We start from the raw sequence: 19,824 nt of genomic DNA, 5'->3' as shown, positions 1-19,824 counted from the left end.
AATTATATTGCATATTTATTCACTTGTCAATACTTTTTTGTTATTTTTTTATATTTATTTCGTTTTATTTGTTTTTATTTATTCTTTTGACCTAAAAAGTGCTTAAATTTTAATTTTTATTCAATTTTATGCAAAAGGTGATGAAAAATAAAAAAATACTTTTGAAACTATACAAATAGATTCAAAAGCATCTTTAACTATTTATCTTCTAAAATGCCAAAAGGCCTGTACAAAGTACAGACCTTTTGAACAACAGCATCATCGGTAGAGAATCCAACAGCAATTTTAGATAGAATGAATGTCGTTTTTTATCCTGAACTGCAATTTCTTAATCTATTTTTTATAAATTTTATCACTAAAAGCCATCTATTTAGTATTTTTACAGAAATTAGTTACTTATAAGATAATCATATACTTTTTAGACCGATAAATTGCAAAATATAGTGCAACAAAAAACTCATAGCCTTTCATTGGTGTAAACTGTAAGTAACGAAACAAACAGAAGCCGAGAAAAAACTATGAGTTGCCCTCCATCCTACCATAACCGATTGAATAAAGATAGAAACCTACTTGAAATTAGGTTTGAAACCTTGCCAAATTGCAAGTAAACTTGGCGTCCATAAGTCTACCATTTCAAGAGAATTAAGACGATGCCAAAATGGTTATTCCGCAGCCTTAGCACAGGAACAGTATGACCACAGGGCTAAACAAAAAGGTCGGAAGTCTTGTTTGACACCAGAGTTGAAAAAGGAAATTGAGGACAGTTTAAAATCCTCCTGTCGCCTGAACAGATTTGTGGCCGCTATCAGTTTGAACAAGAGCCAATGGTAGCTTTTAAAACCATCTATAACTGGCTCTATGATGGTTTGATTGATCTGTATTTGAGCGTCCTTCGTCGTAAAGGAAAAAGTCGACAGCCCAAAGAAACACGTGGAAGATTTAGAATTGGTACGCCAATTGTCAAACGTCCCAAAGAGGTCTAGAATCGTGAAACTTTTGGCCACTGGAAACTTGATACTGTGGTGTCTTCCAGAGGCAAAAGTAAGAGGTGTTTAGCGACCTTTCTAGAGCGAAAAACTTGTTTTTACTTAGCTTTCAAGATAGCGGACGCCTATTCATCTTGGCAGAAAGGAAGCGATGAGAACGCAAATGGCTTACCAAGAGAATACTTCCCAAAGAAAACGGATTTAGCCACTATCTCTGATAAGGCTTTGAACAAGGCCCTATATGATATCAATCACCGACACGAAAATGTTTAGCTTACAGAACCGCTTGTGAAGCACTATTAGATGAGTTAGAGTAAATGTTGCACTTATTCTTGCAATTTATCCTAAGAAAAGGTAGAAAAGCAGATGTGCTAAAAGCCATCCCGTAATGCCTCCTACAAATAAGCAAGAGACTCCCAACGATAAACCAACATTTACTCTTCCAAGCTTTGAGCAAACCTGACATATCACGACTAACAATTAAAAGAGCCAATAGGCGTGGAACCGTAAACAAAACGATCATCTCTAGACTCCCACTTTTCCTTTCAAAAATTAACCTACTTTATTGTAAGATAAATATATAATTTAGCATCATTCCTATTAGAAAAAACTAAAAATATAAATCTATTTTTTCCTAGTTAAGAACCATCAACTATTCAGCTGACAGTCAGAACATGTCACATGTAAATTTATTTACAAAACATAAAAAAGAGCCTAGATACCCCAAGCTCTTTAACTGAACCTCAATTTATGGATACATGTCAATGGCGTAGTAGAAACACCAACCAAATCTTAACTTCTCTCTACTTTTTATTACAAATCTATTATAAAAACACTCTTAACTAAAATCATATGATTGCTGACATATTACTTATGCATATTCGAAAACCCAACAAATGTTGGGTTAATTTTTTATAGTGTTGCAAGAACTTGATCAATATGTTTAATAGATTTTTCACGACCAAGTAAAAAGATAGTCTCTGGTAATTCTGGGCCGTGCATCTCTCCTGAAACAGCGATACGAATTGGCATGAAGAGGTTTTTCCCTTTAATTCCTGTTTCTTTTTGAACAGCCTTAATCTGAGGGAAAATGTTTTCAACAACAAACTCATCATCAGACATAGCTTCGAGTTTGGCTTTAAAGGCCTCAAGTACTGTTGGTACTGTTTCACCAGCCATAACTTCTTTTTCAGCCTCTGTCAATTCTGGGAAATCTTCAAAAAAGAGATCTGTAAGAGGAACAATTTCTTCTGCAGCTGTCATCTGTGGTTTGTAGAGTTCCACTAATTTTTCAGCTTTATCTGTTAAACGACCAGCTTCTTCCAAGAAAGGTTTGCAAAGAGCAAAGATCTTATCGAAATCAGCATTCTTGATGTAGTCATTACTCATCCAATCCAGTTTCTTCTGGTCAAAGGCCGCTGGAGACTTGCTTAGACGGTTTTCATCAAAGAGTTTGATAAGTTCTTCGCGAGAGAAGATTTCGTCCTCGCCACCAGGATTCCAACCTAGAAGAGCAATAAAGTTGAAGACCGCTTCTGGAAGGTAACCTTTTTTACGGTAATCTTCGATAAATTGAAGGGTATTAGTATCACGTTTAGACAACTTCTTACCAGTTTCAGAATTGATGATAAGGGTCATATGTCCAAACTCAGGTGCTTCCCAACCAAGAGCTTCATAAACCATAAGCTGTTTTGGTGTATTGGCAATGTGGTCATCTCCACGGATAACGTGTGAAATTTGCATATCGTGGTCATCAACAACAACCGCAAAGTTGTAAGTTGGGTAACCATCCTTCTTCTGGATAACCCAATCACCACCGATATTGCCACCTTCAAATTCGATATCTCCTTTAACGATATCATGCCATTTATAGATTCCTGACTCATTAACAGCCAAACGAACTGTAGGAATAATGCCAGCCGCTTCACGTTCTGCGATGTAAGCAGCTTTTTCTTCTTCAGTCATACCAAGGAACTCGTTAATATAACGAGGTGTTTCACCTGCTGCTTCTTGACGTTCACGTTCTGTAGCCAATTCTTCTTCAGTTACATATGACTTGTAAGCCTTACCCTCTGCCAAAAGTTGATCAATATATTTTTGGTAAAGTGGCAAACGCTCTGATTGACGGTAATTTTCATGTGTTTCAGGGCTTTCATCCCAATCAATTCCCAACCAACGCAAGTTATCAAGCTGTGAACGTTCACCATCTTCAACGTGACGCTTACGGTCAGTATCTTCAATACGGATAATGAAAGTACCGCCATGATGACGTGCATAGAGGTAATTAAACAATGCCGTACGGGCATTACCAATGTGTAGTAGCCCTGTTGGACTTGGTGCGTAACGAACGCGGATATCTTTAGCCAAGATAAATCTCCTTTTTATGTTTTATTCTTCAGTCTTTGGATACCTGGTTAGCTTGAAGGCTCTCCCCAAGCTTAAGCATAAGCTTATAAGTACCAATCCCTCTTATTATAACACAATCTAAAGGTGGTTCGAGGAATTTTGTCAAAAAAACGACTACCTAAAGGTAGACGTTTTCGATAGTTTACTTAACGTGTTTTGCAAGATCTTTTTGAGCTTTGTCATTAGATTTTGCTTTCTCTTTAAGCCAATCTTTATAAGCTGAATCATATTGTTTCTTAGTTACAATATCATCTTGAGATTTAATATACTTGAAGTAGTAAGTAGAACCTTTATCACCAGCTTGAGCGTAAGCTCCTGAGAATGGCTGGATGCGAGAAACTACCGTTGCCGCACCACTATAAGCGGTAGTTGGAAGATAGAGGGCACTATCTGTCAACCATGCTTGAGCTTTAGCATATTTTTCATAACGACGTGTCAAATCTGTAGTTTCCTTAGAAGCATCTTCAACTAATTGGTCATATTCTTTAAGACCTACTTTTTCCACAGCTTGACTATTTGGATTGTCGTAACCCATAAAGGACTTGGTGTTTTCGCTACTAGTCGTTTTCAAAACATCAAGATATGTAGATGGATCGAGGTAATCAGGCTCCCAAGCAACACCAACCGACAAGTCCCAATCCTCTGCTGCTGCATTCGAAGCATAGTAAGTAATATTGTAGAAATCGTCAGCTGACAATTGATGGATATCAATTACAACATTCTCTTTTCCAAGTGTAGCTTCAATAGACTGTTTGAGAGATTGCACTTGATTCACAAAAATTTTACTTGTTTGGTTTACTGGAACGTCCAAATGAATTGGGAACTGAACTCCTTCTGCTTGAAGAGCTTCCTTAGCTTTCGCGAACTCAGCCTTAGCTTTTTCTGGATTGTAAAGACCATCCTGACTATCTGCAAGATTCACACCAGACCACTCATCACCATAAGCTGGAAGTTGATCCATTACCATTGTTCCGAAATCTTTACCATCTGCCTGAACAAAGTCTGGTTTAACAAAGATATTACGAACAGCTGTATTAGCACTTTCTTTACCATTCAACTGAGCCGCATAATTTGTACGATCAATGGCAAATCCTAATGATTGACGGAAATCCTTATTAAGAAGTGCTGCTTTAGTTGATGATTTCTGTTGGTCATTTTCTTTAGAGGTATTATTGTAAGTTTGGCGATCAATATTAATACCAACCCCCTCTACTGATGCTGCTGGTTGAGTAGTATAGATATTATCTTTATACTTTTTAGAAACCTTAGAATAATTTGAGCTATTAGGGAAGAGGCGAGCTAATGTGTAGACACCATCAGTGAACTTACGTTCCAAAGACTCTTGATCTGATCCATCATCATAAGTTAATTTGATATTGTCAAAGTAGACATTATCCTTATCCCAATAATTTTCATTCTTGGTGAACTCAATAGACGATTTAGTTGTCAAAGCTTTAAGAAGGTATGGTCCGTTATAAAGAATAGACGTTGGATCCGTTGACTTACCAAAATCTTTTCCTTTAGATTTCAAAAATCCTGCGTTAACAGGCCAAGTGACAGAGTAAGTCAATTTTGAGTTCCAGTAAGGTTCTGGTTGACTAAGCGTATATTGCAAAGTGTAATCATCAACTGCTTTGATACCTACATTTGAGAAGTCCTTGTTTGCACCTGAAAGGTAATCATTCAAGCCCTTAACTGAGTTTTGTAGCAAATAAATCGCTTCAGAATTAGTATCAGCAGCATGCTTAAGACCTGTTACAAAGTCTTTAGCTGTTACATTGGCATATTCTTCGCCGTCTGAAGTGTACCATTTGACACCCTTACGAATCTTGTAAGTATAAGTCAAACCATCTTGAGAAACAGACCAGTTTTCAGCGACAGAAGGTTTTAGATTCCCGTATTGGTCATTTTCAAACAAACCATCAACACCATTACTAACGGCTGTTGTCATATTTTTCTTATTTGTAGAAACATAGTCTAGGGTTGCAGGATCGCCACCGTAAACATAATTATAAGTCTTCCCAGACGTCTTACTTGATGACGAGCAAGCCGTTAATACACCTACAGATAACAGGCCTACGGCTACCAGTAAAAATACCTTACTCTTTTTCATTCATTACCTCCTTAAATTGTAACGTAAAAAGTTTTAAATCAAAAATTATGTGTATACGCGTAAATTATACCATAACCTCCAACAATCAACACTACTTTCTGAAGATTTTTTATTTTCTACTCAAGTATTCCTATCTAGCTCAATTAAAAAAACCTATCCGAAGATAGGTTTTTACTATTCTTACAATGAGTTAGGATCAACTTTGATACCAGCACCTTGTGTAGTAGTGATTGAAAGGTTTGTGATATAAGTACCTTTCGCTGTAGCTGGTTTAGCTTTTTGAATAGCATCGTTAAATGCTTTAAAGTTTTCAACCAATTTTTCAGATTCGAATGAAACTTTACCGATGATAGCTTGTACGTTACCTGCTTTATCAGCACGGTAAGTGATTTTACCACCTTTAGACTCTTCAACTGCTTTAGCAACGTCCATAGTTACTGTACCAGTTTTAGGGTTTGGCATCAAGTTACGTGGTCCAAGGACACGTCCAAGACGACCAACGATTGCCATCATGTCTGGTGTTGCAACAACAACGTCAAAGTCAAGCCATCCACCGTTGATTTTAGCAACGAGTTCGTCTTCACCAACGAAGTCAGCACCTGCTGCTTTAGCTTCTTCAGCTTTAGCACCACGGGCAAATACAAGAACACGTTGAGTTTTACCAGTACCGTTTGGCAATACCATTGCTCCACGGATTTGTTGGTCAGCTTTCTTAACATCAATGTTAAGATTGTATGATACTTCAACAGTAGCATCGAATTTTGCGAAGTTAGTTTCTTGTGCAAGAGCTACAGCTTCTTCTACGCTGTAAGCTTTTGTGCTGTCGATTTTCTCAAGAGCAGCACGCATTTGTTTGCTTTTTTTAGCCATGTTAATTATTTCTCCTTGTGTAATGTGGTCATAACGACTTTCATCTTCCACGTCACTCAGCGAAGTGAGACGACGTCTGTGGTTTTCTTGTTAACTGAATTAGTCAGTAACAGTGAATCCCATTGAACGTGCAGTACCTTCGATCATACGCATAGCTGATTCGATGTTTGCAGCGTTCAAGTCAGGCATTTTAGTTTCAGCAATTTCTTGTACTTGTGCACGAGTTACTGAAGCAACTTTAACTGAGTTTGGAGTACCTGAACCTTTTTCAACACCTGCAGCTTTTTTCAAAAGAACAGCAGCTGGTGGTGTTTTAGTGATGAAATCAAATGATTTATCTTCATACACAGAGATAACAACTGGGATAATCATACCAGCTTGATCAGCTGTACGAGCGTTAAACTCTTTAGTGAATCCCATGATGTTGATTCCGGCTTGACCAAGAGCTGGTCCAACTGGTGGAGCTGGAGTCGCTTTACCAGCAGGAATCTGAAGTTTTACGATGTTTTCGACTTTTTTAGCCATTTTGTAATTTCCTCCTATTGTGGTTTTGGCGGTAAGTAAGTTTTGTTACCTCCCACAAGTATGTTTTTACATACCCTATCTATTATACAGAAATTCTTTTTAGATGCAAGAATTTCTTATTAAGTTTAGGAAAAAATTTACATAAAGGCCTTTTCGAGGTAAAATAGACTTATGATTCTATATAAATTCTTTGCTATAGCATTTTTGATTTTAACACCTATCTTTGCTTTTATTATCCACCGCTTCTTCAGTTTAAAATATCTCGGGCTTAATTTCGCTGACCTTACCTTCCCACTTTATTTTATTGAAGTGGTTGCTGTATCAGCCCGTTTCTTTACCCATAGTTTTTTGCCTTACATCACCATCTTATTATCCTTGGTGGCTATCATTATCACGATTCAGATGCTAAGAAAAGCACAATCTTTCAAGCTTAAACGTTTTCTTAAGTTGTTCTGGCGTATAAGCTTTTTTATCACTAGTCTTTTCTATTTGGGGACCGTGATTCTCATTTTTATCGTTTCTTAAAAACTAGATTAACTCAGCATTTATATTGTGTGCTGAGTTTTTTTCATTGAATTATAAAAAAGCAGGCAATCACGCCTGCTCAATTTTTCGATATTAAGGGAGGACCTGAGTCATTCGACCAGTATCTACATCATAAACCGCACCGGAGATGATAACATCCTCAGGAATAAGCGGTGACTGACGAAGAATAGCCATATCTTCACGAACACTCTCTTCTACATCTGTGAATGGAAGAAAATCTTGATCAGAAACATCAACACCAAGTTCTTTATTGAGATAGGCGGTAAACTCATCGTTCTTAAAGGTCTGAGCACCACAATCTGTATGGTGGAGAACTACAATTTCTCGTGTCCCCATCTGCTGTTGAGAAATGACCAAAGAACGAATCATATCTTCCGTCACACGACCACCCGCATTACGTAAAATATGAGCGTCACCTAGGGCCAACCCCAAGGCCTGGGCAACGTGAAGGCGTGAATCCATACAAGTCACAATAGCCACCTTAGTCTTTGGTTTCAAGGGAAGATGGGCTGTCCCGTGGAGGTCAACATAGGCTTTGTTGGCATTGAGAAAGTTTTCAAAATAAGACATAATAACTCACTTTCTAATGAAGAAAATAATTTGACTATCAAATTATTTATACACTATCTTATCATCTTTTTCTTAACTTGTCAGCTATTGAGTTCGCAACATAAAAAGGAGAATGGATGCTTGTTAGCATCCATTCTCCTTCAATTCATATTATGAACGTTTTGGCAAGTATCTATTAAGCAAGCCTGCAAAGGTTTGAAGATTGAGACTTTGAACATAAATTTCACCTGTTCCTCTAAAGGTATTAACAACACCCTCTCCTGTCCCAATAGACTGCCAGAAACCATTTTCCAAGTGAATATTATAATCAAGTGTCTGACTCCAGGCAACGACATGAGCATTATCAATAGTCACTTCTTGATTGTTTAGCTCAATTTTTTTAATAGAACCGTAGGCATTTGCCAAGAGGGTTCCTTGGCCTTGAGTCGTCATGACGAAGAAACCACCCTGACCACCAAAAAGAGCCTTACCAACAGACTGGAGCTCCATTGTATAGTAAGCTGTGCCATCAAGTGCTAGAAAGGCACCGTCGTTTAGTCGGTACTGTTTTTCACCTAAATAAAGTGGAATCACTTGACCTGGAGAATCAGGGGCCAAGGCTATATAACCGTTATTGGACTGTGAGATAACCTGAGTAATAAAGCTACTTTCACCCGAAACCATTGAACGCCCAACGGCTTTTACAAAGCGACCTAGACCTGATCCACTGGCATTTAATTTGGTACTCAGTGTCACATTTGGTGTGTGATATACCATACTACCACGCTGGATAAAGACTGTTTCACCTTGATTAAGAGACAACTCTACTAAAGGGAATTGCATGTTGCTGTCTGTGAAAAATTGCATAATAAATACCTCCCTATCCTTATGAAAAGTATAGCATTGGAGGTATACTTTTGCAAACGTTTCCAAAAAAGCGGATTTTTTGTTATCTTAAGAAAAAACTTTTTTGAGTACTTCTCCTACCGTCGTGACCCCAATGACCTGTATACCTTCTGGAATCTTCATGCCATGAAGCGAATTTTTAGGAGCATAAATCTTAGTAAAACCTAGTTTAGCGGCTTCATTGATACGCTGCTCAATACGAGTCACACGACGAATCTCTCCGGTCAAGCCAATTTCTCCTATAAAGGCTTCTTGTGGATTGGTTGGAAGCTCCTTGTAACTAGAGGAGATAGCAACAGCAACTGCAAGGTCAATAGCTGGCTCGTCCAACTTGACACCACCAGCTGATTTGAGATAGGCATCTTGATTTTGGAGAAGAAGGCCGCAACGTTTCTCTAAGACAGCCATGATAAGGCTGACACGGTTAAAGTCCAGTCCCGTCGTTGTCCGCTTTGCATTACCAAAGACGGTCGGTGTCACCAAAGCTTGAACCTCAGCTAGGATAGGTCGACTCCCCTCCATTGTGACAACAATGGCAGAACCTGTGGCACCGTCTAGGCGTTCTTCTAAGAAAACTTGGCTAGGGTTTAGTACCTCGACCAGACCACCTGACTGCATTTCAAAAATCCCAATTTCATTGGTTGAACCAAAACGGTTTTTAACTGCTCGCAGAATACGGAAGGTATGATGACGTTCCCCCTCAAAATAGAGCACCGTATCCACCATGTGCTCCAACATACGTGGTCCAGCCAGCTGTCCCTCCTTGGTCACATGCCCAACAATAAAAGTGGCAATGTTATTGGTTTTGGCAATCTGCATGAGTTCGGCAGTTACTTCACGAACCTGGGAAACAGATCCTTGAACGCCAGAAATCTCTGGGCTCATGATGGTCTGAATTGAGTCGATAATAAGGAAATCGGGTTTGATAGCCTCGACTTGGCTACGGACGGCTTGCATATTGGTCTCAGCATACAGATAAAATTCGTTATCAATATCACCTAAACGTTCACTCCGCAATTTGATTTGCTCGGCCGATTCTTCCCCAGAAACATAGAGGACCGTTCCCTTGTTAGCCAGCTGTGTTGACACTTGTAAGAGAAGGGTGGATTTCCCTATTCCTGGATCTCCTCCAATAAGGACCAAACTCCCCGGAACCACACCGCCACCTAAAACACGGTTAAACTCGTCCATATCAGTTTTTATGCGGGCGTAGTTAATTGAAGAGACTTCTTTTAACTTAGTAGGTTTGGACTTTTCACCCGTCAAACTGACACGGGCATTTTTAACCTCCTGCACCTCAACTTCTTCCTCAAAAGAGGACCAAGAAGAACAATTGGGACAGCGTCCTAGATATTTGGGTGAATTGTAGCCACATTCTCTACAAACAAAAGTTGATTTTTTCTTAGCTATGATTCTAATCCTTTCCTTTCATGATAAACTCAGACATTGCCATCTACCCCTATAAGCTCTAGCTTTTAATACCATTTCTCTAGAAAAACTCTTTTAAATCCAGATTGGTTAAGCAATAAGCCCTATGCTTCTCAAAGATACGAGAAGATATAACCAGCAAGCCGGCCGCAAATTTCTTCTATTTTCCAGTTGACCCGAACCCACCAGTTCGAACGCCATCTGCTTCGTCCCCATCTGCGATTAAGAAAGGTGCGAAGACAGCCTGAACCATGCGTTCGCCAACTTCAAGAGTCACGGGCTGATTAGTAATATTTTTCATCTGGGCGAAGATGTGACCTTCATTCCCAGGATTTCCATAGTAATCGCCATCAATAACTCCAACTGAGTTGATTAAGACCAGACCTTTTTTACGAGGGTTAGAGGAACGGTCATAGAGATAGAGAACCTCACCAGGTTGCATGTAAGCCTTAACACCTGTTGGTACGAGAACAATTTCCCCAGGAGCAATTACAGTATTCTCCGCAACCTTTAAATCATAGCCAGCCGCATGGGCAGTCTCCCGCTTTGGAAGTAAGTCCTGATTGTTATAGGTTGATACAAGTTCAAATCCACGAATTTTAGTCATTATTTTTCCTTTCAATACATCAGTTAACTAATTCTTGTAAAATCAGCTACACTGAATTTAAGAAGAATATTTCTTAAATCTATCCTATTATAATCTATTCGAAATAAGATGACAAAAGTAATAGTCTAATCGTATTCTCATCAAACGAAGATTGACTTTTGCCTAGGAAAACGCTAACATGATACTAGATATAATACTTTTAAGGAGAATTGTCATGAAATTCATCGGACTTGTTGGTACGAATTCAAAACGTTCAACTAATAGACAATTATTGCAATATATTCAGAAGCATTTTGCAGATAAGGCAGAAATTGAACTTGTAGAAATCAGAGATCTTCCTGTCTTTAACAAACCTGCCAATAAGCAATTGCCAGAAAGTGCACTAGAAATCGCTAAAAAAATCGATGAAGCTGATGGTGTCATCATTGGAACACCTGAGTATGACCACTCAATTCCGGCTGTTCTCATGAATGCTTTGGCCTGGCTCTCATACGGTGTTTTCCCTCTTTTGAATAAGCCTGTTATGATTACAGGGGCATCTTATGGAACCCTAGGAGCTTCTCGTGCACAGCTACAACTTCGTCAAATTTTGAATGCTCCAGAAATCAAAGCTAATGTGCTTCCAGACGAATTCTTGCTCTCACATTCCCTTCAAGCTTTTGATAGCAACGGCGATTTAGTTGACCTTGATGTCATCAAAAAATTAGATGCTATTTTCGATGACTTCCGTCTCTACGTCAAAATTACTGGTAAACTCTCACATGCTACAGAGTTGCTACATAAAGAAGCTGAAGACTTCGACTGGGAAAGCCTATAAGACAGGAGAATATAAACTATGAAATTTGTTGGACTCGTTGGAGCAAATTATGATCAATCATATAACCGTAAACTGCTCGAATTTATCAGAAGACATTTTAAAATTAAATTTGAACTTGAAGTTTTAGAAATTGATGAAGTCCCTATGTTTAATCAAGATGAAAAATGGGATGAAAGTTTCCAACTTCGCTTACTTAATAACAAAATTACACGCGCTGATGGTGTTATCATTGCTACACCTGAGCACAACCACACTATCTCTGCAGCACTTAAATCAGTTTTAGAGTGGCTCTCATTCGAAGTGCACCCATTTGAAAACAAGCCTGTAATGATTGTTGGTGCTTCTTATTACGATCAAGGGACTTCACGTGCCCAAGTGCATTTGCGTAAAATCCTTGAAGCGCCTGGTGTTAATGCTTATACACTTCCAGGTAATGAATTCTTGCTTGGAAAGGCTAAAGAAGCTTTTGACCTTGAGGGGAACATTACTAACGAAGGTACTATTAATTTCCTTGAACAATGCTTAGACAATTTCATCCAATATGTAGGAGTGGTTGCTAAATTGAAAAAACCAAAACCAATTGAGCCTGAAGACTTGGATTGTAACAATCCAATCGCTACAACTGTTACTGAGGTCGACCCTGATGATCCTGAATGGGTAGAAAAAGTAGCTGAAATCACTGGTGCCGTATCTGGTGATACCTACGTGAAATTGGACCACGGTATTTTGACGGTTAATCAAATTGACATGTTCCTCAAGGCTATGCCATTTGAATTGACCTATGCCGATGATAATAACCAGTTCCTCTACTACAATAACGCCCATCAAGATCCTGATACTATGTTCGCCAAACGTGTACCGCCTCAATCAGGTAGCCGTATATCAACAGTTCACGGTTCACTTCCACCAGCTCGTATGAAGAATGTGGAATGGGTTATCGGTACCCTTCGTAACGGCAACCAAGAATATGTTCGTACGATTGTTCCAGGGTCACCTGAAGGAGTTATCAATACGCATAACTATCAGGCTATGTACTATGATGATGGTTCTTATGCAGGAATCAATGAAATCGTCTTTAACTTTAAACCATGGCTTGACTGGTATCTCGAAACAACTGGTCAACGCCTTGTCGGAGGAAGCGGTCCTTTTGCACCGGCTGCAGCTAGTCATGGCGGTAGCGACGCAACATCCGGAGCGTCAGACGCTGGTGGTCACGGTGGCGATGTAGCTCCAGCCGCAGATGCTACATCTGGAGCATCCTCATACTAAGACTTGGAAAAGTTGGGGCAACTGTCCTGACTTTTTTCATGGTCATCTTAGATTCATTTTCACTCGAGCTTGCGCATTTGCCATGCTCCAAGCCACACATTTTAGAGGTAAACCTATGTCTCAATTTCAAGAAAAAGTTTTCGCTGCTTGCGCTAAAAAAGAAGCTCTCTTTGACGAAAGTCTGGGGCGCTACGCCTTGCGTTCTATGCTTGCAGGAGCTTATCTTACCATGTCAACTGCTGTAGGAATTATTGGCGCGGATGTTATCGCTACGGGTATTCCAGCCCTTTCCCGCTTCGTCTTTGCCTTTATCTTTGCTATCGGATTGGTCTTCGTTCTCATTTTCAATGGGGAGTTGGCTACTTCAAACATGATGTTCCTGACCAGTGGTGCCTATTATGGTAAAATCAAATGGAGCAAGATGTGTACCATCCTCCTCTACTGTACCTTTTTTAATTTTGTCGGTGCCCTTATCTTGGCCTGGTTCTTCAACCAATCCTTCTCTTTCCAACATTTGACTGACAAGAGTTTCTTAGTTACTGCTGTCTCAACCAAGCTTAGAAAAACAGATTGGATGAACTTTACAGAAGGTATTACAGCTAATATGTTCGTTAATATTGCCATCTTAGGCTACATGCTCCTCAAAGAAGAATCTGCTAAAATTTTCATTGCGCTATCAGCTATCTTTATGTTTGTCTTTTTGATTAATGAACACTTGATTGCGAACTTTGCTTCTTTCATGTTGCTCGGTTTCAACGGTGTGCGTGACGCTGTAGATAATTTCACTTTGGCAAATATTCTACGTCAGTGGATAGTCGTTTTCTTCGGTAACTGGATTGGCGGAGGTATTTTCATTGGTTTGGCATACTCTTGGCTCAATAAAACTAAAACACCTCACATTGATTAGGAGACCACATGCGTCAAAAAACGTTCATCAAACAAACCAGCCTAGCTATTCTACTCTATTTTATTTGCCTAGCCCTTGCAGTTGCCATTGATTTAATCTTTTTTAAAGTTAAAAATATGTATCATACGCCTGCCTTAGCGGCTATCTTTGCAGGCTGGGTCTACTTGGGGCTTATCAGAAAGACAAAACAATTTGGAGCGATTACCTGTCTAGGTATCTTTATGTCCATCTTCTTCTTTGCCTCTGGGCACTTTGTTCTAGCCTTTCTTCCTAGCTTTTTAGCTGGCTTTGTCGCTGATTTTCTAGCTAAGAAAGGGAACTATGAGAATAATAAACTAAATCTACTCTCCTATATGATCTTTTCCCTAGGAAACTTAGCACCCATTATCACCATGTGGCTTGCACCCAAAGCCTATATCGCACAGCTCCTAGCCAAAGGGAAAACTCAAGATTATGTAAATCAAGTTATGGTTCCCTTTACAGGCAGTCATATCTTAATCCTGATTGGCGGAACTCTTATGGCTGCTCTCATTGGAGGCTACATTGCCCAAAATTGGCTGAAAAGATAAATGGCCATCAGCCTTCCTAACAGAGAGTACAAGACAAACATGCTTTTCTTATGTTATAATGAGAAAGAATATAGTCTTTTTCTGCTTTGTTAGAAAGGACCTAAAGGGAGACCTAATGATGAAAAAACAAAAAATCGCTGTCTTGGGCCCTGGTTCATGGGGAACTGCCCTTGCTCAGGTACTCAACGACAACGGACACGAGGTCCGTATTTGGGGAAACATCCCTGAACAAATTGATGAAATTAACGAGAAACACACCAACACCCGCTACTTCAAGGATGTGGTTTTGGATGAAAACATTAAAGCCTATAAGGGACTGTCTGAAGCCCTTGATAGTGTTGACGCTGTTCTCTTTGTTGTTCCGACCAAAGTTACTCGCTTAGTTGCTAAACAAGTTGCTGAACTTTTGGACCACGAAGTTGTTGTCATGCATGCTTCCAAAGGTTTGGAACCTGGAACACACGAACGCCTTTCAACAATCCTTGAAGAAGAGATTCCTAAGGAACTTCGTAGTGAAATTGTTGTCGTATCTGGCCCAAGCCACGCTGAAGAAACTATCGTTCGCGACATCACTTTGATTACAGCAGCATCTAAGGATCTTGAAGTGGCACGCTATGTCCAAGGCATTTTCAGTAATAACTACTTCCGCCTCTACACCAATTCAGATGTGATTGGTGTTGAAACAGCTGGTGCTCTTAAAAACATTATCGCGGTAGGTGCTGGTGCCCTCCACGGTATGGGTTATGGGGACAATGCTAAGGCAGCCGTTATTACTCGTGGACTTGCGGAAATTACTCGTCTTGGTGTGAAACTTGGGGCTGATCCTTTGACTTACAGCGGTCTATCTGGGGTTGGGGACCTTATTGTTACAGGAACTTCTATCCATTCACGTAACTGGCGTGCTGGGGATGCGCTTGGTCGTGGAGAAAAGCTAGAAGACATTGAACGTAACATGGGAATGGTTATCGAAGGTATTTCAACCACAAAGGTTGCCTACGAAATCGCCCAAGAACTTGGCGTCTACATGCCAATTACAACAGCAATCTACAAATCTATCTATGAAGGTGCTGATATCAAGGAATCTATTCTCAATATGATGTCCAATGAATTGCGCTCTGAAAATGAATGGGATAAAAAATAAAAATCTAAGGAGTTCTCATGAAAAATCAAAAAGTTAGAAAAGCTATCATCCCCGCTGCAGGACTCGGAACACGCTTTTTACCAGCTACTAAGGCCTTGGCCAAAGAAATGTTGCCTATCGTTGACAAACCAACCATCCAATTTATCGTTGAAGAAGCCCTCAAATCAGGTATCGAAGATATCTTGGTGGTTACTGGTAAGTCAAAACGTTCTATCGAAGACCACTTTGATTCAAACTTCGAGTTAGAATACAACTTGGAACAAAAAGGTAAGACAGACCTGTTGAAATTGGTTAATGACACCACTGCTATCAACCTCCACTTTATTCGTCAAAGCCATCCACGTGGTCTCGGAGATGCTGTTCTTCAAGCCAAAGCATTTGTCGGAAATGAGCCATTTGTTGTTATGCTTGGTGATGACCTTATGGATATCACTAACGACAAAGCAGTACCTTTAACTAAGCAGCTCATTAACGACTATGAGGAAACACACGCATCAACCATTGCAGTTATGCCTGTACCTCACGAAGAAGTTTCTTCTTATGGTGTCATCGCCCCTCAAGGAAAAGGCGAAAATGGACGTTATAGCGTTGAAACTTTCGTTGAAAAACCAAATCCAGAGGATGCACCAAGTGATCTTGCTATCATCGGTCGTTACCTTCTAACACCTGAAATTTTCAGTATTTTGGAAACTCAAGAACCAGGTGCTGGAAATGAAGTTCAATTGACTGATGCTATTGACACCCTTAACAAGACACAACGCGTCTTTGCTCGCGAATTTACTGGAGACCGTTATGATGTCGGTGACAAATTCGGATTCATGAAAACGTCTATCGATTACGCTCTTAAACATCCTCAAGTTAAAGATGACCTCAAGCAATACCTCATTGACTTGGGACACAAACTTGAAGGCAAACCAGCTAAAAAAGACTAATATAAAAACCATCGAACATGACATTCGATGGTTTTTTTCATATGACTTAAAAATAAGTGAATCCTAGAGGAATCAGCAATAGTAAAATATAGGTTAAAAGGGCTGTAGAACGCCAACCTCTACTAAAAAGGCGACTTTCAACCTTATTGGCCAAAAAGATAGCTGCCAGAGCACCCCCAACTAAACCACCGAGATGACCTGTAATCCCAACACTAGGTGTAAAAAGGTTGAAGATTAAGTTAATAACAATCAAAGCCAAATAATTACGGCCCAACTGATTGAGTAAGGGACTGTGACTATAATAACCAAGAATCACAATCGCCGCAAATAGGCCAAACAAGGAGGTCGAAGCACCAGCTGCAATAACATTAGGTGTAAAAAGCAAGGTAAAGGCATTTCCCATAACACCAGCTAGCAAATAAAGTCCTAGAAAACGTAGAGTACCAAAAATCTGTTCAGCCATCCTCCCCATAAAATAAAGGGTGAGCATATTGAAAAGAAAATGCTCAACACCTATATGGACAAAAATAGGTGTTACAAGACGCCAGAGATCTAAGGGATTGTATTGAACGAAGGTCCCATACATAGCTCCCATCTTAAAGAGACTAAGGGGTGACGTCGCTTGAAAACTATTTAAAAGATATTGACAGATAAAAGTCAACGTCGTAAGCCCCAACAATAGATAGGTTGCTGGGTATTTTTTCCACTCATTTACTGGCATGTAATAACCTTCCTAACGGCGATGTCATGGCTATCTGGGGTAAAATCCATTTCCTGACAGGGATAAACCGTGCTAACTGTCTCCCCTTCAAAATCAGACAAATAGCGATCATAGTAACCTGCTCCGTAACCAATGCGATAGCCTTCAGCATTGAAAACTACTCCTGGCACATGAATCAAATCAATCTCTGATTTTTCCACAGCCAAATCAGACGCAGGTTCCATCAAGCCAAAAGAGGTAGCAACAATATTATCTGGATCATAATCCACAAAAATCATTCGACCTTGTTTATATGTTTTAGGAATCAAAAGTCGTTTACCATCCTTTAAAGCCTGCTTGATTAAAAGACTGGTGTCATATTCATGAGGGAAAGACAAATAAGTCGCAATCACCTGGGCATCTTTATAAGCAGGTAAGGCAATCAATTGCTCCAAAAGATATTTATCTATCTTAGCCTTAGTCTCAGGATCTTGTGAAGTTAACTGAGCCAAGACCGTTTTTCTAAGTTCATTTTTCATAGGTTTATCATATCAAAAAATCTACCAAAAGTCAGACTTGGTAGATTTTTTAGCTGTATCAACTATGGTTAGGCTTCTGCCTTGTGTTTAAGGAATTTTCCAATTTCAGCCACTGCAAAAGCGAGGGCATCTTCATTTGGACTCATCTTAGGATGGTGAAGTGCATATGGCGTGTCAATTCCCAACCAGAACATGACACCAGGAACTTTACTAAGCAAATAACCAAAATCCTCGCCCGTCATAGCTGGTGGACAATCAATCAGGTTAACTTCTGGGCTAGCATCAAAGAAGGCCATCAACTCTTTGGCCAAGGCTGGATTATTTTCCACAGGAAGATAACCACCTTGTTTCAACACGATATCCACTTCCATACCAAAGCTAGCTGCTACTCCTTCTGCAATCTGGCGCACGCGCTTCTGGATAAGGAGACTCATTTCCTGAGTAAGGGTACGAATAGTTCCATAAACCTCTGCAGTTTCAGCGATAACATTGTTAGTAGTTCCTGCATGGAAAGAACCAAAGGTAACTACCCCACCCTGGATAGGGTCAACATTACGACTGACAATCGTTTGCACCTGAGTAATAAAGTAAGAAGCTGCTACAAGAGCATCATTGGCCTCATGTGGAAAGGCCGCATGTCCACCTTTCCCCTTGAAAGTAACGAGGACTTCACAAGTCCCAGCAAAAAGGGTGCTTGTGTTAGTCGCAATATCACCTACCTTGAAATCTGGACGGACGTGGAGGCCATAGAACTCATCTGGCAACCAGTCTCCAAAGGCACCATCCTCATACATAAGCATACCACCAGCTTCATTTTCTTCAGCCGGCTGGAAGAGGAAGAGCATGTTATTTTTAGGTTGTACTTGAAGCATCTGATCCAAGAGACCAAGCGCTGTCGTCATGTGCATATCGTGTCCACAAGCATGCATACGACCTTCATGAGTAGACTTGAAGTCAAGACCTGTTTCCTCTACGATTGGGAGACCATCAATATCTGTACGCCAACCAATAGTTTTTTCAGGAGCATGCCCGTGAAGATAGACAAGAATTCCTGTACGCCAAGTACGTTGCTCCACAAAGTCCTTACCTTCAGTCATTTCAGCAATACGCTCTAAGAGATAAGCCTGAGTTTTAAATTCTTCCAAACCAATTTCAGGAATTTGGTGAAGGTCTCGTCTAATTTTAATTAAATCAAGTGTCATGTTTTTATCCTTTTTATTTCTCTTATTTTATAGAGAATCTAGAAATAGAGGCCCTACAGGCCTCTACTATCAATATGTTACAAGTTACGCAAAGCGTCTTCAAGTGCTGTTTTTTGTTGTGTTTTTTCATCAATTTCCTTGATGATGCGAGCTGGAACACCTGCTACAACCACATTTTCAGGGACATCTTGAGTAACGATAGCGCCAGCGGCAACGACTGAACCGTTACCTACTTGAACACCTTCAATCACAACAGCATTAGCACCAACAAGAACATTATCACCGATACGTACTGGCTCTGCTGAAGCTGGTTCAATCACGCCAGCAAGGACTGCACCCGCACCAATGTGGCTGTTTTTACCAACAGTAGCACGACCACCAAGGATAGCACCCATATCAATCATAGTACCTGCACCGATTTCCGCCCCGATATTGATTACAGCCCCCATCATAACGACAGCATTGTCTTCAATCGTTACTTGGTCACGGATAATGGCACCTGGCTCGATACGGGCATTAAGGTGACGCTTATCAAGCAATGGAACAGCTGAGTTGCGGCCATCTTGTTCCACAACATAATCCTTATTTTCCGTCAAATTCGCAAGAAGCGGCTCGATATCTTTCCAGTCACCGAAAAGAACATTGCCAAGCTTAGTGACAGAAGTTGGAACAGCAGTTGCCAATTCCCCTTCAAAAGTTACTTTAACATTTGTTTTCTTTTCTGCATTACCGATAAAAGCGATAATTTCTTGTGCAGACATTTTTTGTGCAGTCATGAGATTCTCCATTCACATAAAGTTAGGAATTATTAT

19 protein-coding genes and 1 pseudogene are annotated in these 19,824 nt (G+C 40.0%); 8 read left to right on the top strand and 12 right to left on the bottom strand.

The window, feature by feature from the left end; genetic code table 11:
* Positions 1-552: 552 nt before the first annotated feature.
* A pseudogene (locus HMPREF9425_RS09165) lies at positions 553-1,303 on the top strand (IS30 family transposase).
* 595 nt (positions 1,304-1,898) lie between these two features.
* Here HMPREF9425_RS09165 and gltX read toward each other — a convergent pair.
* The 4 genes from gltX to rplK all read right to left on the bottom strand — a co-directional run bounded on the left by gltX (position 1,899) and on the right by rplK (position 6,900).
* On the bottom strand, positions 1,899-3,353 hold the full coding sequence (gltX, locus tag HMPREF9425_RS00895; RefSeq protein WP_003095953.1) for a glutamate--tRNA ligase: 1,455 nt from the start codon (positions 3,351-3,353) through the stop codon (positions 1,899-1,901).
* Between the two features lie 181 nt (positions 3,354-3,534).
* A complete protein-coding gene (locus tag HMPREF9425_RS00890; protein WP_003092023.1) occupies positions 3,535-5,505 on the bottom strand; it encodes a peptide ABC transporter substrate-binding protein in 1,971 nt (656 codons plus the stop codon).
* A 180-nt stretch (positions 5,506-5,685) separates the two neighbouring features.
* The gene (rplA, locus tag HMPREF9425_RS00885; protein ID WP_037621255.1) at positions 5,686-6,375 is read right to left on the bottom strand and encodes a 50S ribosomal protein L1; all 690 of its coding nucleotides are present in this window, start codon (positions 6,373-6,375) and stop codon (positions 5,686-5,688) included.
* Between the two features lie 99 nt (positions 6,376-6,474).
* Positions 6,475-6,900, bottom strand: coding sequence for a 50S ribosomal protein L11 (gene rplK / locus HMPREF9425_RS00880; RefSeq protein WP_002885648.1), 426 nt, complete (start codon positions 6,898-6,900; stop codon positions 6,475-6,477).
* 171 nt (positions 6,901-7,071) lie between these two features.
* Between rplK and HMPREF9425_RS00875 the strand changes: the two genes are divergently transcribed.
* Positions 7,072-7,425, top strand: a complete 354-nt coding sequence (locus HMPREF9425_RS00875; protein ID WP_003095949.1) for a DUF3397 domain-containing protein — start codon at positions 7,072-7,074, stop codon at positions 7,423-7,425.
* 93 nt (positions 7,426-7,518) lie between these two features.
* Here the strand turns inward: HMPREF9425_RS00875 and HMPREF9425_RS00870 are convergent, their stop codons facing one another.
* From HMPREF9425_RS00870 to HMPREF9425_RS00855, 4 genes are all read right to left on the bottom strand, one after another.
* Entirely contained in the window at positions 7,519-8,016 is a 498-nt protein-coding gene (locus HMPREF9425_RS00870; protein ID WP_003092048.1) for a beta-class carbonic anhydrase, read from the bottom strand.
* A gap of 150 nt (positions 8,017-8,166) precedes the next feature.
* On the bottom strand, positions 8,167-8,862 hold the full coding sequence (locus HMPREF9425_RS00865) for a TIGR00266 family protein (protein WP_003095947.1): 696 nt from the start codon (positions 8,860-8,862) through the stop codon (positions 8,167-8,169).
* An 87-nt stretch (positions 8,863-8,949) separates the two neighbouring features.
* Positions 8,950-10,311 (bottom strand): DNA repair protein RadA, encoded by a 1,362-nt coding sequence (gene radA, locus HMPREF9425_RS00860; protein WP_081448730.1) that lies wholly within the window; start codon positions 10,309-10,311, stop codon positions 8,950-8,952.
* Positions 10,312-10,489: 178 nt separating this feature from the next.
* The gene (locus HMPREF9425_RS00855; RefSeq protein WP_003095942.1) at positions 10,490-10,936 is read right to left on the bottom strand and encodes a dUTP diphosphatase; all 447 of its coding nucleotides are present in this window, start codon (positions 10,934-10,936) and stop codon (positions 10,490-10,492) included.
* 214 nt (positions 10,937-11,150) lie between these two features.
* Here HMPREF9425_RS00855 and HMPREF9425_RS00850 point away from each other — a divergent pair, with 214 nt between their 5' ends.
* The 6 genes from HMPREF9425_RS00850 to galU all read left to right on the top strand — a co-directional run bounded on the left by HMPREF9425_RS00850 (position 11,151) and on the right by galU (position 16,571).
* The gene (locus HMPREF9425_RS00850) at positions 11,151-11,753 is read left to right on the top strand and encodes an NADPH-dependent FMN reductase (protein WP_037621253.1); all 603 of its coding nucleotides are present in this window, start codon (positions 11,151-11,153) and stop codon (positions 11,751-11,753) included.
* 18 nt (positions 11,754-11,771) lie between these two features.
* The gene (locus tag HMPREF9425_RS00845; protein ID WP_003095937.1) at positions 11,772-13,022 is read left to right on the top strand and encodes an NAD(P)H-dependent oxidoreductase; all 1,251 of its coding nucleotides are present in this window, start codon (positions 11,772-11,774) and stop codon (positions 13,020-13,022) included.
* A 115-nt stretch (positions 13,023-13,137) separates the two neighbouring features.
* Positions 13,138-13,929, top strand: coding sequence for a formate/nitrite transporter family protein (locus tag HMPREF9425_RS00840; protein WP_037621251.1), 792 nt, complete (start codon positions 13,138-13,140; stop codon positions 13,927-13,929).
* Positions 13,930-13,937: 8 nt separating this feature from the next.
* A complete protein-coding gene (locus HMPREF9425_RS00835) occupies positions 13,938-14,498 on the top strand; it encodes an MptD family putative ECF transporter S component (RefSeq protein ID WP_003095933.1) in 561 nt (186 codons plus the stop codon).
* Positions 14,499-14,616: 118 nt separating this feature from the next.
* Entirely contained in the window at positions 14,617-15,639 is a 1,023-nt protein-coding gene (locus HMPREF9425_RS00830) for an NAD(P)H-dependent glycerol-3-phosphate dehydrogenase (RefSeq protein WP_037621619.1), read from the top strand.
* A gap of 17 nt (positions 15,640-15,656) precedes the next feature.
* Positions 15,657-16,571: a UTP--glucose-1-phosphate uridylyltransferase GalU gene (gene galU, locus HMPREF9425_RS00825; RefSeq protein ID WP_003095929.1), complete on the top strand. Its 915-nt coding sequence runs from the start codon at positions 15,657-15,659 to the stop codon at positions 16,569-16,571.
* Between the two features lie 46 nt (positions 16,572-16,617).
* Here galU and HMPREF9425_RS00820 read toward each other — a convergent pair whose 3' ends face one another.
* From HMPREF9425_RS00820 to dapD, 4 genes are all read right to left on the bottom strand, one after another.
* Entirely contained in the window at positions 16,618-17,292 is a 675-nt protein-coding gene (locus tag HMPREF9425_RS00820) for a rhomboid family intramembrane serine protease (protein ID WP_003095927.1), read from the bottom strand.
* Positions 17,283-17,810 (bottom strand): 5-formyltetrahydrofolate cyclo-ligase, encoded by a 528-nt coding sequence (locus HMPREF9425_RS00815; RefSeq protein WP_003095926.1) that lies wholly within the window; start codon positions 17,808-17,810, stop codon positions 17,283-17,285. The genes HMPREF9425_RS00820 and HMPREF9425_RS00815 overlap by 10 nt, the downstream gene beginning before the upstream one ends.
* Positions 17,811-17,878: 68 nt before the next feature.
* Positions 17,879-19,012: an N-acetyldiaminopimelate deacetylase gene (locus HMPREF9425_RS00810; protein WP_003095924.1), complete on the bottom strand. Its 1,134-nt coding sequence runs from the start codon at positions 19,010-19,012 to the stop codon at positions 17,879-17,881.
* Positions 19,013-19,089: 77 nt separating this feature from the next.
* Positions 19,090-19,788, bottom strand: a complete 699-nt coding sequence (dapD, locus tag HMPREF9425_RS00805; RefSeq protein WP_037621250.1) for a 2,3,4,5-tetrahydropyridine-2,6-dicarboxylate N-acetyltransferase — start codon at positions 19,786-19,788, stop codon at positions 19,090-19,092.
* Positions 19,789-19,824 lie beyond the last annotated feature (36 nt).

This window comes from Streptococcus vestibularis ATCC 49124 (genome assembly GCF_000188295.1).
In the GTDB taxonomy this organism is placed as follows: Bacteria; Bacillota; Bacilli; order Lactobacillales; family Streptococcaceae; genus Streptococcus; species Streptococcus vestibularis.
This window is presented reverse-complemented; position numbering and strand designations above follow the sequence as displayed.

What these genes read in the sequence shown, in the direction of transcription:
- HMPREF9425_RS00835 (WP_003095933.1), top strand. Translation starts at nt 13,938, where the DNA reads ATGCGTCAAAAAACGTTCATCAAACAAACCAGCCTAGCTATTCTACTC.
- HMPREF9425_RS00855 (WP_003095942.1), bottom strand. Translation starts at nt 10,936, where the DNA reads ATGACTAAAATTCGTGGATTTGAACTTGTATCAACCTATAACAATCAG.
- HMPREF9425_RS00865 (WP_003095947.1), bottom strand. Translation starts at nt 8,862, where the DNA reads ATGCAATTTTTCACAGACAGCAACATGCAATTCCCTTTAGTAGAGTTG.
- HMPREF9425_RS00845 (WP_003095937.1), top strand. Translation starts at nt 11,772, where the DNA reads ATGAAATTTGTTGGACTCGTTGGAGCAAATTATGATCAATCATATAAC.
- HMPREF9425_RS00820 (WP_003095927.1), bottom strand. Translation starts at nt 17,292, where the DNA reads ATGCCAGTAAATGAGTGGAAAAAATACCCAGCAACCTATCTATTGTTG.
- HMPREF9425_RS00810 (WP_003095924.1), bottom strand. Translation starts at nt 19,012, where the DNA reads ATGACACTTGATTTAATTAAAATTAGACGAGACCTTCACCAAATTCCT.
- HMPREF9425_RS00840 (WP_037621251.1), top strand. Translation starts at nt 13,138, where the DNA reads ATGTCTCAATTTCAAGAAAAAGTTTTCGCTGCTTGCGCTAAAAAAGAA.
- HMPREF9425_RS00850 (WP_037621253.1), top strand. Translation starts at nt 11,151, where the DNA reads ATGAAATTCATCGGACTTGTTGGTACGAATTCAAAACGTTCAACTAAT.
- dapD (WP_037621250.1), bottom strand. Translation starts at nt 19,788, where the DNA reads ATGACTGCACAAAAAATGTCTGCACAAGAAATTATCGCTTTTATCGGT.
- HMPREF9425_RS00870 (WP_003092048.1), bottom strand. Translation starts at nt 8,016, where the DNA reads ATGTCTTATTTTGAAAACTTTCTCAATGCCAACAAAGCCTATGTTGAC.
- rplA (WP_037621255.1), bottom strand. Translation starts at nt 6,375, where the DNA reads ATGGCTAAAAAAAGCAAACAAATGCGTGCTGCTCTTGAGAAAATCGAC.
- HMPREF9425_RS00890 (WP_003092023.1), bottom strand. Translation starts at nt 5,505, where the DNA reads ATGAAAAAGAGTAAGGTATTTTTACTGGTAGCCGTAGGCCTGTTATCT.
- HMPREF9425_RS00875 (WP_003095949.1), top strand. Translation starts at nt 7,072, where the DNA reads ATGATTCTATATAAATTCTTTGCTATAGCATTTTTGATTTTAACACCT.
- HMPREF9425_RS00830 (WP_037621619.1), top strand. Translation starts at nt 14,617, where the DNA reads ATGAAAAAACAAAAAATCGCTGTCTTGGGCCCTGGTTCATGGGGAACT.
- galU (WP_003095929.1), top strand. Translation starts at nt 15,657, where the DNA reads ATGAAAAATCAAAAAGTTAGAAAAGCTATCATCCCCGCTGCAGGACTC.
- HMPREF9425_RS00815 (WP_003095926.1), bottom strand. Translation starts at nt 17,810, where the DNA reads ATGAAAAATGAACTTAGAAAAACGGTCTTGGCTCAGTTAACTTCACAA.
- rplK (WP_002885648.1), bottom strand. Translation starts at nt 6,900, where the DNA reads ATGGCTAAAAAAGTCGAAAACATCGTAAAACTTCAGATTCCTGCTGGT.